The 14816-nt window shown below is 64.3% G+C and carries 10 protein-coding genes; 6 read left to right on the top strand and 4 right to left on the bottom strand.

The window, feature by feature from the left end:
• Together AAF184_20980 and AAF184_20975 are read right to left on the bottom strand one after the other, a co-directional pair.
• Positions 1 to 792 (bottom strand): DUF1295 domain-containing protein (locus AAF184_20980; protein MEO0424824.1); only part of this gene is annotated, 792 nt, incomplete at its 3' end.
• Entirely contained in the window at positions 785 to 1393 is a 609-nt protein-coding gene (locus tag AAF184_20975) for a DUF2878 domain-containing protein (protein ID MEO0424823.1), read from the bottom strand. The genes AAF184_20980 and AAF184_20975, both read right to left, overlap by 8 nt.
• A gap of 160 nt (positions 1394 to 1553) precedes the next feature.
• On the opposite strand from AAF184_20975, the gene AAF184_20970 reads away from it, so the two are divergent.
• Positions 1554 to 2258, top strand: coding sequence for a response regulator transcription factor (locus AAF184_20970; GenBank protein ID MEO0424822.1), 705 nt, complete (start codon positions 1554 to 1556; stop codon positions 2256 to 2258).
• On the top strand, positions 2255 to 3601 hold the full coding sequence (locus AAF184_20965; protein MEO0424821.1) for a HAMP domain-containing sensor histidine kinase: 1347 nt from the start codon (positions 2255 to 2257) through the stop codon (positions 3599 to 3601). The genes AAF184_20970 and AAF184_20965 overlap by 4 nt, the downstream gene beginning before the upstream one ends.
• Before the next feature lie 7 nt (positions 3602 to 3608).
• Here AAF184_20965 and AAF184_20960 read toward each other — a convergent pair whose 3' ends face one another.
• On the bottom strand, positions 3609 to 5345 hold the full coding sequence (locus AAF184_20960; protein MEO0424820.1) for a glycoside hydrolase family 30 beta sandwich domain-containing protein: 1737 nt from the start codon (positions 5343 to 5345) through the stop codon (positions 3609 to 3611).
• A 327-nt stretch (positions 5346 to 5672) separates the two neighbouring features.
• Here AAF184_20960 and AAF184_20955 point away from each other — a divergent pair, with 327 nt between their 5' ends.
• The 3 genes from AAF184_20955 (at position 5673) to AAF184_20945 (ending at position 8978) form a co-directional block, all read left to right on the top strand.
• Positions 5673 to 6662 carry a nucleotide-binding protein gene (locus AAF184_20955; GenBank protein ID MEO0424819.1) on the top strand — a complete coding sequence of 330 codons (990 nt, stop codon included), beginning with the start codon at positions 5673 to 5675 and terminating at the stop codon, positions 6660 to 6662.
• Complete coding sequence (locus AAF184_20950) at positions 6659 to 8374, top strand: hypothetical protein (protein ID MEO0424818.1); 1716 nt, start codon at positions 6659 to 6661, stop codon at positions 8372 to 8374. The genes AAF184_20955 and AAF184_20950 overlap by 4 nt, the downstream gene beginning before the upstream one ends.
• A 196-nt stretch (positions 8375 to 8570) precedes the next feature.
• Positions 8571 to 8978, top strand: a complete 408-nt coding sequence (locus AAF184_20945) for a hypothetical protein (protein ID MEO0424817.1) — start codon at positions 8571 to 8573, stop codon at positions 8976 to 8978.
• Positions 8979 to 9263: 285 nt separating this feature from the next.
• On the opposite strand, the gene AAF184_20940 is transcribed toward AAF184_20945, so the two are convergent.
• Positions 9264 to 10382 (bottom strand): hypothetical protein, encoded by a 1119-nt coding sequence (locus tag AAF184_20940; GenBank protein ID MEO0424816.1) that lies wholly within the window; start codon positions 10380 to 10382, stop codon positions 9264 to 9266.
• A gap of 516 nt (positions 10383 to 10898) precedes the next feature.
• Between AAF184_20940 and AAF184_20935 the strand changes: the two genes are divergently transcribed.
• Positions 10899 to 14621, top strand: a complete 3723-nt coding sequence (locus tag AAF184_20935) for a carboxypeptidase regulatory-like domain-containing protein (GenBank protein MEO0424815.1) — start codon at positions 10899 to 10901, stop codon at positions 14619 to 14621.
• The last annotated feature ends 195 nt before the right edge of the window (positions 14622 to 14816 follow it).

The raw sequence follows: 14816 nt of genomic DNA, 5'->3' as shown, positions 1-14816 counted from the left end.
TTGCAGATCCAGATCCTTCGAACGACGTCGAGGGCCGGGGAAGAACGCGTTGGTTTCCCGCACGTAGCGGGCGTACTCGGGGCGGCGGTTGCCAATGTCCTTTTCCAGCAGGGCAACGCCAGACACTTTCAGCAGCAGGCCCGACATCAGCAGGGGCGAGAGGAAGGTCCACCAGCCACCGGCGGCAAGGCCGAGCAGGAAGAAACCCCACCAGATGCAGAAGTCGCCGAAGTAGTTGGGGTGTCGCGTCAGAGCCCAGAGGCCGCTGTCCAGGACCTTGCCGCGGTTGTCCGGATTGGCGCGGAAGCGCGCCAGTTGCCAGTCACCGCCAGCCTCGAAGATGAAACCGACCAACCAGAGCAGGGCACCGACGGCGTCGAGAAGCCCCAGCGGGGCGTCGCTCTGGATCGCCACCAGCAGCGGCATGGAGATCACGAAGGCCAGCAGACCCTGCAGGCCGAACACCATGTACAGGCTCTTGAACTCGAAGGCGGGCTGGTTGGCCGCGCGAATCTCCTGGTAGCGGAAATCCTCGCCCTCGCCCCAGTTGCGCCAGGTGATGTAGGCCGACAGGCGCACCGCCCAAATGGCGAGCAAGGCCAGCGCGAGGAGCGCTCGGGGTCCGACCTCCCCCAGCGCCGAGGCGTAGGTGGCGGCGGACAGGAGGAACATCAGCGACCACATCGAGTCGACGATGCTCACGTCCTTCAGGCGCAGGCTGAGCAGCCAGCCCAGGCCAGCGAAGACGAGCACCGCGGCGAAGGCGGTTAACAGTGCGCTGAGCTCAAACATGCGCCACCTCCCCTGCCTCGACGGTCGCGTCGGTGCCGAACGTCGAGGCCAGCGCGAGCAGCGTCGGCAGCAGCAGCGCCCAGGTAACGGACAGGCCGATCAGCGCCAGCGTGGTGTTCGTGAAGCTCACCGCACCGATGGTCGATGCACCCAGGTACGACAGGGGTCCACACACCGCACCGAGCACGGTGGCCAGGACCCGGCGATGTTGCAGCCAGCGGAAGGCCACGTTCAGGGTGGTAGCGAAGGCCAGCCAGAGGCCGCCGATCCACACGGGGGCCAACCAGCTTGCCGGCTGCCCCGAGCTGTACTCGAGCAGGCCGCTGGCGGCGAACAGGCTGTCCGCGGTAACACCTATCAGAGCCGTCAGCAGCGCGAGGTAAAGCTCGTGCCGACGGTTTGAAACGGTAAAGAGATGGCCCGCCAGGACCGCGGTGCCAGCCCCGACCCCAAGCCAGGGGGTCGCATTGGCGGCGCCCACGATAGCGGCGGCCCAGGCGGCTTGGAACGCCACGACGTTGGCAAGCACATGAACGGTGGACGGGGAAGCGGAGGGTCTCGTCTCGGGGGGATCGTCAGTGATGGTCGTTGGGGTCTGCATAGCGCTCTCCAGTTGGGGTGAGCAGATGGTGCAGCGCTGGCCCGGGCGAGAGGTCTCAGTTCCTTTTCCAGTTGTTTCTGAATGTTTCTAGGGCCCAAAAAATTACGCGGGAGGCGCCAATTCAGGGTTTTTTCCCGGCAAATGCCGCTAAGGTGAGGTGGTGAACCGGGTACTCATCATCGACGACGACGAGCGCCACTCGGCGCTGCTGAAAAGCTATTTCGAGCGATTCGGTATCGAGCTCGTGTGCGCCGTCGACGCCGAGAGCGGCTTGCCGCTGATCGACAGCGAGAAACCGGACCTCGTGCTGCTAGACGTTATGCTCCCCGGCAAGGACGGCTTTGAAATCTGCCGGGAAATCCGACGCCAGGGGCAGCTGCCGATCATCATGTTGACCGCCAGGGATGACGTGATCGATCGCGTCTCCGGGCTGGAACTGGGCGCCGACGACTACATCACCAAGCCCTTCGAACCGCGTGAGCTGGTGGCGCGCATCAATACGATCCTGCGCCGCTCCGGTACCGGACAAGCGAGTGCCGCAGCCCACGACGGAACGCTGCGCTTCGAGGGGCTGGAAATCGACCCCTCCCAGCGCGTGGTGCGGGCCGCCGGAGAGGAGGTGCACCTCACCTCCATGGAGTACGAACTCCTGCTGCTCCTGGCCAGCCATCCCGGCCAGAAGATGTCCCGCGACGAAATCCTGAACAAGCTCAAGGGCATCGACGCCAACATCCTCACCCGCTCCGTAGACATCATGATCAGCCGCCTGCGGCACAAGCTCGACGACACGGAGAAGCCAGGCCGGCTGATCCAGACCGCCTGGGGCTACGGCTACGTGTTTACCGGCCAAGCGGCCAGCGAATGAAGAACCGGCTGACCCGCTCCCTCTCCTTGCGGCTACTGATTATCTTTCTGCTGCTGGGCGCACTGTTCGTCTACGGCGCGCTGTTGGCCGTGCGCTGGGTTTACGCCACCGATCAGCTGCGCGAGCTGGTCAGCGGCCACCTGTCCCTGCACGTGAACTACGTGCGCCAGGACGTCGGCTTTCCGCCTGCGATCGTGAACGCCGAGGCGCTGACGAAGAAGGTGCCCGTGGACATCCGGTTGGCCGGACCGGCGCTCGACTGGGCGTCGCACCCCGAGTTCCCCGCATTGGATCAGCTCGAGTTCGGCTCCAGCGACGCCTTCGGCGACGACGTGCAGACCTGGCTGCGGGACCTGGAGGACGTGACCTTCGCCGTGCTGGACGGTCGCGGCTACTTGCGCATGGACAACGGGCCCTTCGCCATCGTCGTCGCTACGCCGGCGCTGAGCCAGCCTATCGATCAGCGTAGGCTTACCCCCCTCATCATCGCCATCGGCCTGGCCCTGGTGCTGCTCGCTTACCTGGCCGTGCGCTGGCTGTTCAAGCCGTTGGATACCATTCGCGAAGGCGCAGCCCTCATGGGTGCCGGGCAGCTGCAGCATCGCATTACCGATGTTCGCGAGGACCAGCTCGGCGATCTCGCCGGCGAGATCAACGCCATGGCGAACCAGGTGCAGCGCATGCTGGACGCCAAACGCCAGCTTCTGCTGGGCCTCAGCCACGAACTGCGCACGCCCCTGTCCCGCATGAAGTTGGCGCTGGAACTCGCCGACCCTAACGATCAGTCCGAGGGCATGAAGCAGGATGCGCTCGAGATGGAGACCATCATCGACGCGCTGCTCGAGGCTGAGCGCCTAAACGACCGCCACCGCGCCCTGGCACGTTCCGAGGTGATCATCCGCGAACTTATCGAGGCCATGCTGGCCGACTACTTCAGCCGGGATCGGGAGCACATCCAGGTGGTGATGGAGCGTGACGTGGCGCTCCAGGCCGATCGCATCCGCCTGACGCTGATGCTCAAGAACCTGGTGGGCAACGCCCTGCGTTACGGCGATAGGGAGCAAGGGCCGGTTGAGATCGGCGTGTCGACGCAAGCGGATCGGCTGCTGATCGCGGTGGCCGACCATGGCCCGGGCCTGGATGCCCGGCAGGTTGAAGCGCTGGGGGAGCCGTTCTTCCGCAGCGACGCCTCCCGGGCCCGCGACACCGGCGGCACCGGCCTGGGGCTCTACCTGGCGCGGCTGGTGGCCGAAGCCCATGGCGGGACCTTGACCTACGACGCTGACTGGCAGGTGGGTGCCCGGCTGGTGGTGACGCTCCCGACCGGGGCCGGCGAGCGCTAGGGCACAGTCAGCGGCGCGCTGAGGGGCGCAACCTCACCGTCTGTAAGGCGTTCGCCGGGATCATGATCGCCGCGTGCTCCTCACCCACCTGCAAGGTGTAGTCGATCGGTGCCTTGGTCGTGTTCAGCAGCTGTACGCTGATCAGGCCCTCGGCGTTGCGCGTGGCGCTCGCGTGCAGCGCATCCTCCCCCATGCCGTCGGCGAGCACCGTCGTCGTCTGCAGGGCTCGATCCCCCGGACGGATCGTGCGGCTGAGTTGCTTCAGCACGTGGAAGATCGGCGTGTAGTAGACCTCGCCCGACTCCGTGTCGATCATGATCGGCGCGCCGCAGAAGTTGCCCACGTGGTTGGGCCCGCCCTTGCTGTCGAGCACGATGTTCCAGTCGATCCAGCCGGACATCCAATTGTTGAAGCTAACGATGATGTTGCGTGCGTAGCGATGGACCGGCGTGTACACGGGATGGAGCTCCGGTGCCGGTGCCCAGGACGCGGTGTAGGCCCAGTCGGTCGCGTTGGGGTTCCACCAGAAGTCGTCGTTGGCGAACCATCCGCTCTCCTGGAAACCCTCCGGGTCACCGATGCCCCCGGGCGCCGGCTTGCCCAGATCGTCGATGGTGCCCTCGGTGTGGATGATGTCGAAGTCCGAGTATTGCTCGTGCGCCTCGACCAGCGCCTCCTCGAACACATCGGTGGTGCTGCCGTACCAGTGCACGCCCGTGCCGTAGACGTAGCGGGCCGCCTCCGGATCGCCGAGGATCGCTGCGGTCCAGCGCGGGAGGTCGTCGCGGTTCTGGTCGTAGATGAGGAGCTTCAGACCTTCGTAGCCACCCGCGTGCAGCTTGGGTCCCAAATGTTCCTTGATAAACTCGCCCTGGGACTGCGGGGTGAAGTGCATGCTCTCCCACTGGCCGCTGTTGCCGTTCGGCTCGTTGACCGGCGTCATGCCCCAGATCTCGACGCCCTGCTCGCGGTAGCTGTCCAGGTAGCGCAGCAGATAGTCGGCGTAGGTGGCCTCGTACTGCGGCTTGAGCATGCCGCCGGTGCCCTGGAAGCCGTTGGCTTCCGTGGGCCTCACGTAGTAGTCCTCGATGTCCTTCATCCACGGCGGGGCGGACCAGGCGGACGCGACGATCGACAGGGTGGAGTCTTGTTGCTCGCGCTTGATCGCGAGAGCCTCCTGGATCATCGGCAGCAGGTCGAAGGTCTCGTCGGCGATGCCGGGGTAGCGTTCCGGGTCGAAACCGTCGGTGTCTACCTCGATGCTGAAGTGTTCCAGGGCGGCGTCGTCCGCTACCGGCGCGTAGGTGTAGCGGCCTTCGACGGAGAAGTCAGTCGAGGCGATGACCGTGCGGGCGATGGACAGGTTGGCGCCGTCTTCGCCGTACACCTCGCGCATGACGGCGGCCCGCTCCTCTGGAGGCAGGTGGGCCAGGACGAAGGCGGAGGACTCGGTGAAGGAGGAGCCGACGCCGGTCATGGTCTGCTTTTCCTGGTCGGGGAACACCTCGATGCGCGCACCGCCCTCTTGGGGTGCCTGGCCAGGGCTCAGCGTGGCGTTCTCCTTTGACGCGAGGCGGTCGCCGGCCTCGCTGGTGACGAGGATCTCGACCGTGGAGCGAGACTCGGTGGCCATCGGCGCTGACGAGGGCGCCTGCTCGGTGCAGGCGACGCAGCACCATAGGCAAAAAGCCGAGAGGGCGAAGGTCCGTCGGGCGGGCACAGCGATCCAGGGTAAGCGATCCATGAGGTCTCCTAAGCGCTAGGGGATAGGTGGCGAGGTCGGTCGCAACCTCTGGCGAAGGCTGACACGATTGTCGTCAGTAGCGCCTATGCGTGGCCCCGAGCGTCCGTCCTTTGGTTGGGTATACGTCAGTATTCCACGGGAGACACTGGTTGACGAGAACAGCGCGCAGTGCACTGCGGTGATTCATGTTGATCCGCGCCCCATGCCGAACCGCCTTGGCATCAGCGAGCGGCGAACACCAGCTCGACAGGGCGATCAAATTTGAAGAGCGCGTTGTCCGTGTGCTATCTGCTAGGTGATCGTCGTCTTCAGTCCCTTGGTGATCACGTGACCGCTACCGAAACCCTGCGGACCCCGCTGCCAAGAATTTTCATCGGTTCCTCCACCGAGGGCCTCCCACTCGCGAAAACCCTGCAGCGCCTCCTCCGAGACGACGCTGACGTCAGCCTATGGTCCGACAACGTCTTCAAGCTCAGCCGCGCCTTCATGGAGAGCCTCGAGTCCGCACTCGACCACGCCGACTTCGCCATCATGGCGTTCACCGCCGACGACGTCGCCACCAGTCGTGACCAAGCCCACGCCATTCCCCGCGACAACGTGCTCTTCGAACTTGGTCTGTTCATGGGGCGCCTCGGTCGCGAGCGCTGCTACTTCGTCCACGACAAGGCCGACAACCTCAAACTTCCCTCAGATCTGCTGGGGATCAATCCCGCGAACTTTAGCCTAGCCGACGACGGCGATCTCGCCGCTTCCCTCGAAGACGTCGTCACCCACATCCGAGAACGCCTTGCCACCCTAGGCTGCCGCCCCAAGCTGGATGATCAAGTCCTCGATGTCTTCCACCAGAAGCAAGCCTTCGGTGCCGCCATAGAGGGTCAGTGGTGGCAGCGCATGCTCCCCGATACGCAGAGCGCCCTCGGCTACGTGACGCTCAAGGTGGAGCCGGCGACCGGTAACGTGCGCATGACCGGCCGCGCCTTCGCCCTCGACCATCGCCCCATGGCCCAGTGGGAGTCGAAGGGCACCGCCCTCAACGTCAGTGCCCGCACCGTCTTCTACTACTGGACGGGCTGGCATCCGCGCAGTCCCAACGAGAGTTTCGAGGGTTTTGGCGAGATGCGCTTTCGCCAGGCCGGTAACACCATCAATCAGGGCAACGGCCTCTACTTCGACACCAACCTCAGCCGCGTCGACGACACCGAGCGCAAGTCGTTTCAGATGCGACGGGTCACTGCGCAAGAGAAGGCCGTGATGGAGGCGGGTGAAGCCGATCCCATCCGTGCCCTCGTTGCACAAACACTAGGGAGTTTCCTGTGACCACCAGCGCCCCCACGTCAGCCGATTTCCGCGCCTGGGCCGAACACATCTACTACCGCTGCCACGCCACTGTCGACCGTCTAGCCTACGAACTCCACCAATACCACTACGCCGGCGTAGAGCACACCGAAGGCGCCGACAACCTCCTCGACGTGCTCACGCAACGCGTGCGCCGCCACGGCGACGCGCGCGACTACCACAACGCGCTCTGCGTCATCCTCGCCGACCTGATCTGCGACGCGAACGACACCGCCCCTGGCACGGCCTTCAGCGAGCGCTTCGGCACCCTCGGCCTTGCCCTGATCACGCAGCTGCGCCAAGGCGCAGCCGGCGCCCCCGCATCGGCGCGACCTGACGACCCCGTCACCCGCAACGAACTCGTGCGCTTCGTCTCCATCTTCGCCCCGGCACGGATGGGTGAGTATCTGCGCGACGCCGGCGTGCCAACGAGCCTACCCATCATCGAACTCTTGAAGAAAGCCCTACCTTCACCACCAGGCAACCTATCGACAGTGATCGGCGTACAGCACCTGTTCGGCTCGACGCGCCCACTGATCGAAGCGATCGCGCGGGGCGGCGTACCCAGTGAGGGCGTATTCCTCATCGGCAAGCCCTACTCCAGCAACCATGAAACCATGTGGACCCTGCGCCACGCTCACGGCTACTTCGTGCACGAGGGCAGCGTCGAATTCACCGGTGACGGCGAGTACCACCACGAGGCCGATCGCCACCTCGAGGAACTGCTCAACCGCGTCCTGCGATGGATGGGGTCGCCAAACGTGCCCGCCGACTCGCGCGCCGTGTTGATCGACGACGGGGGGCGCGCCATTCGCCTGCTCCACGACCCGAGCTACGACTCGATCAGACCTCGCATCAGCTGCGTCGAACAGACGCGCCGTGGCATCTGGGAGCTCGAGGACATCGACTTGCAGGTGCCGGTCGTGAACGTCGCGGAGTCCGAGGCCAAGCTCGTACACGAGTCACCGCTGATCGCAGAATCCGTGAAGGCCGAGCTACTCACCACCCTCGCGCGGCTGGAGGAAGTGGGCGTGCCCGTGGCACGCAAGGCGCTCGTGATCGGCTTCGGCGCCATCGGCGAGGCCGTCGCCGACGTGTTGAGCGAGGCGAATTGGCAGATCGGGGTGTTCGACGCCAAGCCCGACAAGCGGGACGCCGCCAAAGCCAAGGGCTACACGGTGGAAGCAACCCTCGACGGCGCGTTGCCGGAGTACTGCGAGATCATCGGCTGCACGGGGGTCGAAGCGCTGCGCATGGAGCACTACCCGCTGCTGCGGGACGGCGCGGTACTGGTGAGTGCGTCCTCATCAGACATCGAGTTCGAGTCTTGGCATCTACGCGGCCAAGCCACACTGTTCTCCGCACACAGTCGCCGGGTTGATCAGCACAATCTCGTGTACGAGCGTTTCGGTAACCGATTGCTCTACCTGGGTGACCTCGACCATCCGAGCCACTTCCTCTACCTGGTGCGGATTAGGGGACGTCGGGTTTTCTTGGTAAACGGTGGATTCCCGGTGAATATGAACGGGGCGATGGATCCGATTCCGGCGGAGAAGATTCAGCTTACGCGCTCGCTGCTGTACGCAGGCGCGATGCAAGCGGCGCGAGAGACGCGGGCGGGATTGCATGCGCTTGATGGGGAGGCGCAGAAGTTGATCATCGATGCGTTTCTGGCAGCCATGCGTGCTGGCTGAACGGTGAGGCGACGAGTTCAGGTGCGGAAGTTCCCCCGAAGTGGCGCGGGTCGGACGTGCCGCTTGGCGCCCGCAGCAATCGACTACGCCAACGTTGCCGCCTGACCCCATACTCATCGAGACTACACGTTCCGCTGAGGAAGCGACCGCACGGCTTCGCGCCAGAATGCAATTTCGCTCAGGGAGCATCCATGGCGTGTTGTTCGCACACATCTCGTCAAAGGGTAAGGTCAAAGGCTGGCGATCCCCCGGACTCTGGAACAACTGGGGCGACTTCAAACCGCTATTCGTCGGCTCCCTGACCTCCACACCATCCGGCGCAGTGTTGCGGGGTCGATTTCGAACGGCCTTGGTCGTGAAGCTAGCCAGAGTTTTAGCACGTACGGGTGCCGTAATCGCCATGATCGCGGTCCTGGTGATCAGCAGTTTCATTGCCAAGGTCGTGATATCGCTAATGGTGGCCGGCGTGCTGATCGCCCTCGAGATCATCGTCTTCGTGGGTAATGAGGACAGGCAGTGGATTCGCGCTGCCCTTGAACACGCGCTGGCGTCGCCGGATGAGCGCGAGGGCGCTACCCTCTCAGGGCTTGCCCAACACCGCTGAGGCGTTTCGTTGCGTCCGTCCAACGCTGGCTAGAACTAGTACTGTCGATTCGCTTGCGCATCGAATGGCGACGGCGATGGCGCTTCACCGCCCCCTGTGCGTACTTACGCGCCTGGTCGAGGACGAGTGGCGGCACGCAAGTAGAAACACCGTGGCGAGCAACACACCCGCGAACACCCGCGAAGCTGGCTAACGAAACGAGCGCTCAGTGCACTGCAATCCCGAGTGCCCCGGTCCCGCATCTCAGCCACACGGACAGCCGTGCCGGACAGCACCTTCAGGTGGCTAGTTGATGCGACCCAGCAAGAAGCCTCCGAGCGGCAACAAGATGAGTAGCGCCACCGCGACGAGGACCATCACAGCCCCGATGTTGATGATGCGCCGACCGACCTTGTGCAATACCTCTATCTGGGGATATCCCGCCGCCAGTATCGCCCCGAGTGCCGGCAGGTAGTACAGCCCCCAGTTGGACGGCAAGGGGGATTGCGGCGGTCTGCTTTCCCCGCGCGTGCGCAGTTCCTGCCACAGCTCCGATGGCGACAAGCCCAATAGCGGCTGCCAGAAATCCGCAGACAAGAACTCAGGCTGGACGAACAGCAGTGCGACGACGAGTCCGCTCAGGGCACCGGTGATCCAGGCATGGAACAGCCGCGTCGAGCCTGCGTTCATGTGGACCAGTCCGGCGAGCGGCGCTAGCCACACCCATTTCGGTGGGAACCCGTTGACGTTGACGAAACCTACCAGTAACGCAAGCCCTAAGGACAGTAACAGCCATGCCCCCCCAATGATGAGCGGTGGTTCCGCCAGCATCTCGAGTAGCCACCAGGTGATCGCGGCAGCGATCGTAACGACAATGCCAATGCGCACTGCTTCGAGCACGGGCTGCGGCCGATCGCGGTCGAATCGCCGCCAGCGGGTACGCTCTAGCACGCCGAGCTGACGCAGGTTGGGGGCGAACGCGGCTACGCAGACAAGCAGCGCGAAGGAAACACCGTTGATCAACACCGGCGCGGCGGGTTCGTAGCCAATCGCCAGCGTCACCGTGGTCGCGTTGAGCATGGCCGCGGCGGGGACGCGAGAGCTCGCGAGCAGGAGCAGCATTGCGACTGCGCTCCAGATGTGTCGGATGTGCATCGGCACTGATGCGTCGTAGTAGGCGCCAAGACCCTTCAGCGCCAGCCAGGCGCCATAGCCCCCACCCGCGAGAAGCAGCAGCGCCAGCAGCGCACCTGCGCCACTGTCCTGCGACCCACCATTGTTCGTACGAGAGTCGGCCCAGGGCGCGTTGGCTTCCGCGTTGGACAGCATTGTGTCGTGCATACGACGGGTTGCTGCACCGTGCGCCGCCTGCGTGCTGTGAGCACCGTCCACGGTGCCGTGGTAGGCCTTCGAGAAGTCGTCCATGCCTTGCCTGCGCGATATCTACGCTGAGCAGGTACTGGCGCCGCCAACAACCCTGCTGAGGGGTTTGATCATCCCAACGCACCCGGCCGGGTGCAACGGCTGTGTTCGGGAACTGTTTGACCAGGTCGACATAACCCACATCCCGCGAGGCAGCGTCGCGCTCCGTGCCTCAGGAGTTGGCTACTCTTTGCGACTGTTGGCGGATCTGCCCCCCAATACCCGAGGTGGCTGCGTTGCCCTATGCTTTGAAGCGAATGATATCGTTCGCTCTATGGAAGAAGTCGCGCGGCCGACTTCAACGCGCACAGTGGCTCCGTGTAGCGTTGATTCGCGTCGCTGACTGAAGCTTGTTACGGTGTCTCGGGACGAGCTGGAAGGCAGTGGACAGGGAGATCAGGGATGCAACAGTCATCAGCCATCCGAACGGACTCCGTAACTTACAGGCTGTGTTGCCTGGCCATCCTCTTCGCCCTGCTGTGCGTATCCGCTTGCGACTTCTTCCCAGGAACCCCTCCTATGGCCGTCGATCAGGACGGCGACGGATACGGCGTGGATGTCGATTGCAACGACACGGTTGCCAGCATCTACCCTGGCGCCGTGGAGCCCGCGGTCGGCGTGGACCACGACTGCGACGGCCGTGTCGTTCATAGCCAATATCTGGCGAACCCCACCGAGGTGCATGGCTCTGTGCAGGTGGAGGTAAGCGGTGCCACTCGCCCCGTGGTAGGCGCGACGGTCCGCCTCGAAGGCGATAGCGTGTACACGGCGAGCATCGCCACCAATCGACTGGGGCGCTACTCCCTGTCCGGCCCCGCCGGCACGGAGGTCCAGGTATGTGCGTCCGCGCCTGGTTTTCAGCGAACCTGCCAGCCCGCGAGTCTCGCCCGCGACTTCGAGGCGCTTCCGCCCCTGAGACTGCAGGCGCAGGACGATCACGTGGTCCTGCACGGTACCGTCGCCCTCTCCGATGGTAACGTCCCCCACGTAGATCAACGCGCGTTCGGGATCGAGGCGCACTCGACCGTGGAGATACGGGCGGGAGCAAATCGACGTTTCATGCGCACCGACCTGAGCGGCGGTTTTGTTGCAAGCGTGCCCACTGCGACACGCCAGGCCACGGTCGTCGGTCGCCACGGCCCCCATGAGACCTCGACGTCCGTCGCCATCGATCAGCGGGCCCAAGGGAAAACAGCGCCCGCCCTCGCCCTGGTCCTCGACAATCATCGGCCGAAGGTAACGCTCGTCGAGGTACTCGCCGACGGGGAGAATGTGGCGCATGTCGCCGCGGGAAGTACGGTCCAGGTGAACCTCGAGATCATCGAGCCTGACGGCCACCCACCGAAGCTCGAATTCAGAGCCGGCCAGGGAACCCGCATGGGTCCTCTCGACATCGTTGCGCCGACGAGCGCAGACCAACCCTACAGGGTCTTCTTTGATTGGACGCTGCCGGCGTATGAGGCCACCTTTCAACTGCCCATCCTCGTGCATGACGATCGAGGTGGTCATGCCGTGGAGCGCGCGACCGTCAGCACGCACCCGCCACCGCCTGCCGCCAAGGGCTTGGGGCGCGTCGTCGACCCGACGGGAACGCCGGTGGCAGATGCCGAGGTCAGGATCAACGGCGTGTCCGTCAGAACCGATGCGGATGGCACCTTCGAACTCACCGCGGACGCCGCCGAGCGCTACGTGCTCTCGATCAGCAAGGACGGGTACGCGCCGCAAACCCACGTTCATCACGGCGCCCTGACCTACGTCGACTACCCCCTGCGGCGGGCAAGGACCCTCACGGTGAACGCGGGTGAGGACATCGACATCGCGGACCACACCGAAGTACGCCTGTCCGCGACGGCGCTCGTGACCAGCGAGGGCGAGGCACCGACGTTCCCCATTACGGTCGAAGCATCAGGGCATCGGCGCGATGATGGGTCGAGGCCCGCCCCCGGGCCGATGCTCAGCGACGCAGCTCGGCTCTTCCAGTTCGGCGGTATCCATGTTGCCTTTCGCGATGCCGAAGGGCGCGCCCTGACGCTCGCCGAGGGGCGCAAGGCCACCGTGCGCGTCCCGATCGCGTCCGACGACCTGGCACGCGCAGCGGATCAAGCGCCCGTGTGGCACTTCGACGAGGACGTCGGCCACTGGCAGCAATCAGGGATCGCCAACCGCGAGGGTAACCACTACGAGTTCGAGGTTGCCCATTTCTCCTCCGTGGTAGTGGCCGACGAGAAGTTCCGTGACCAATCCACCTGTGTAGTGATCTCACCTCCCTTGAAGCCACCCGGCACCCCGATATCCCCTCAGTCGCCGACGCTACCATTCGAGATCCACTTCACTCACGGCGGACAGGACTACGTGGTGAGCGTGCACTACTTCGATCGCGCGGTAGGGATACCCACGGACCAGGACATCGAGGTTCGGACCACTAACGGTTTTGAGAACTATGCCAACTACCCGTATAAGGCGCTCCCTGGGTGGACGACCAAGGCCAGAACACCATCCGCTGCGGTCGCGTGGGAAGACCAGCAGCAATCGCAAGGGGAACCCTTGGTCGGCCCTTGTCTGGCAGTGAAGACAGCGTTCACCCCACCCGCGCACCAGAACCCTGACAACTTCCTGGAGTACGTGAACCACGAAACGGATCAGACCGGCAGCGATGCGTTCGCCCGCTACTACTACCTGCTCACCGACCAGGCGCCATCGGATCCGAAAACCGGGCCCGCAGGACTCGTGGGCTTCACGGTAGACGAGGACGATCCCAAGTTTCTTGTCGAATCGGGGCAGACCGACCCGCCCGGAAACATCGCCCCCGCGAGCGATGCACACGAGGCACGGTGGATTGCGCCGGGGGACATGCTGTCCGGGTTCGGGCAGTCGACTCCCGTATCAAGTCTGGTGCTGAAGATCGAGGACAAGCGATTGATCCTCGAGCCCAAAGCCGCGTGTGACAGCCTGCGGCCCGGGGACATCCTGCTGTTCAGCGAGGACCCTGCCACGCGCGATGCCAGCCTCGGCGGGTACCTGCTGGCCACGGACAAACAGTGCGCCACGGTGAAGGGCTACGCTTGCTCGGGCGGCGACGGCTGTCTGCTCACCACCATCCAATCCAGCACCCGTGTCACGCTGAAGGAACCAGACAATCAGGTGGCAGGGGTCTGGGCCCGCATGGAGACGCGCCGCGTCGTCTCGGTGGAGGGGTCTCGCATCGAGTTGGATGAGCCCTTCCACCATCCCGTGGATCGGCTATTCGTGCTGAACAATCGATCCACCCTGAGTGCCTGGTTGCAGCGCAACTGCTTCACAGGATCCGATCCCCAATGCCAGGGCAGCATTGGCCCCGACGCACAGGCGAAGTACCAGAACGAGTTCGATTTGAACTTCGGCCGATGGATGTTCATGAAGACGCTGCCTGACGATTCTGTTGCCTTTATCGTCTTCAACTACCGAAACATCCGTAGGTTCCCCGACGAATCCCCTCTCGACACCCCGAGTTGGCCCGGTCTGCTGGCAGCCGTCACCATGGAACACCGCAGACCGCTTACCAACGCCAGCACCGAGATCACCACCTTCGGCGCGTACGATTCCTCAGGCGCGCGGTTCGTCGACCCCCCGCTCGATGGATCGAAGAACGTTCACTTCGTGCCGCACATCTGCCTCTCGTGCCACGGCGGCCAGCCGGGACACATGGACCGCGATGGGAACCTGCACACGACCAACTTCATCCCCTTCGATCCCGAATCCTACGGCTACCGCGACCTGGTCGATGGCCATGCCGTGGAATCGGAAGAGGCCATGAGAACCATGAACCAGGCGATCTGCCGCCACACGAACCCGTCTCCCGGGACGCGAACGTTCGTGGCCGGCATGGTGGGGCAACCGGAAAGAGACTGCGCCCCCGGGCGATCGCTGACGGGTGTGTTCCGAGCGGGGGTAGTGCCGATGGGATGGGAGGGGGATACCCGTCCTGGAGGCCCGACAAAGCAACAGCTTTACACGGAGGTCTTCGCGCCCTCGTGCCGCTTGTGTCACGTAACACGCGAGGGACCCATCGCATTCCGAAGCTACGAGGAGTTCAAGCAGTACGGAGCTGGCTACGTCGCCTGCAACCCCCCGTACATCATGCCGCAGGCCGAGCGCACGTATTACAACTTCTGGCTGGGTAGCCCTGAGGCACCGCGGCAACTGGTCGCGTCCGGACTGGCGCAAGAGAGCTCCGCGTGCGGCATTCATGCAGAGCATGAGTGAGGCCGCCAGACTAGCTAGCTGCCGCCACCACCGTGCGTTTCGGCACTGAGCGCTCAGCAGCGCATCCGGCCCGAAGCCAATCGCGGCGCGCGGTAGGCACGCGCAGCGACCGGAGCAGGACTTACACCAGGGCGTGCAGCAGACTATCGATCGACGCCTTCGCATCCCCATAGAACATCCGCGTGTTCTCCTTGA

Source organism: Pseudomonadota bacterium, from assembly GCA_039815145.1.
Lineage (GTDB): Bacteria > Pseudomonadota > Gammaproteobacteria > Steroidobacterales > JBCBZW01 > JBCBZW01.
Note: the sequence above shows the minus strand (reverse complement) of the source record. Positions and strands in the feature narration are given on the sequence as shown.

Excerpts from the sequence above, each read along its gene's own strand:
- AAF184_20940 (MEO0424816.1), bottom strand. The coding sequence starts at position 10,382 with ATGGACGACTTCTCGAAGGCCTACCACGGCACCGTGGACGGTGCTCAC.
- AAF184_20975 (MEO0424823.1), bottom strand. The coding sequence starts at position 1,393 with ATGCAGACCCCAACGACCATCACTGACGATCCCCCCGAGACGAGACCC.
- AAF184_20935 (MEO0424815.1), top strand. The coding sequence starts at position 10,899 with ATGGCCGTCGATCAGGACGGCGACGGATACGGCGTGGATGTCGATTGC.
- AAF184_20960 (MEO0424820.1), bottom strand. The coding sequence starts at position 5,345 with ATGGATCGCTTACCCTGGATCGCTGTGCCCGCCCGACGGACCTTCGCC.
- AAF184_20965 (MEO0424821.1), top strand. The coding sequence starts at position 2,255 with ATGAAGAACCGGCTGACCCGCTCCCTCTCCTTGCGGCTACTGATTATC.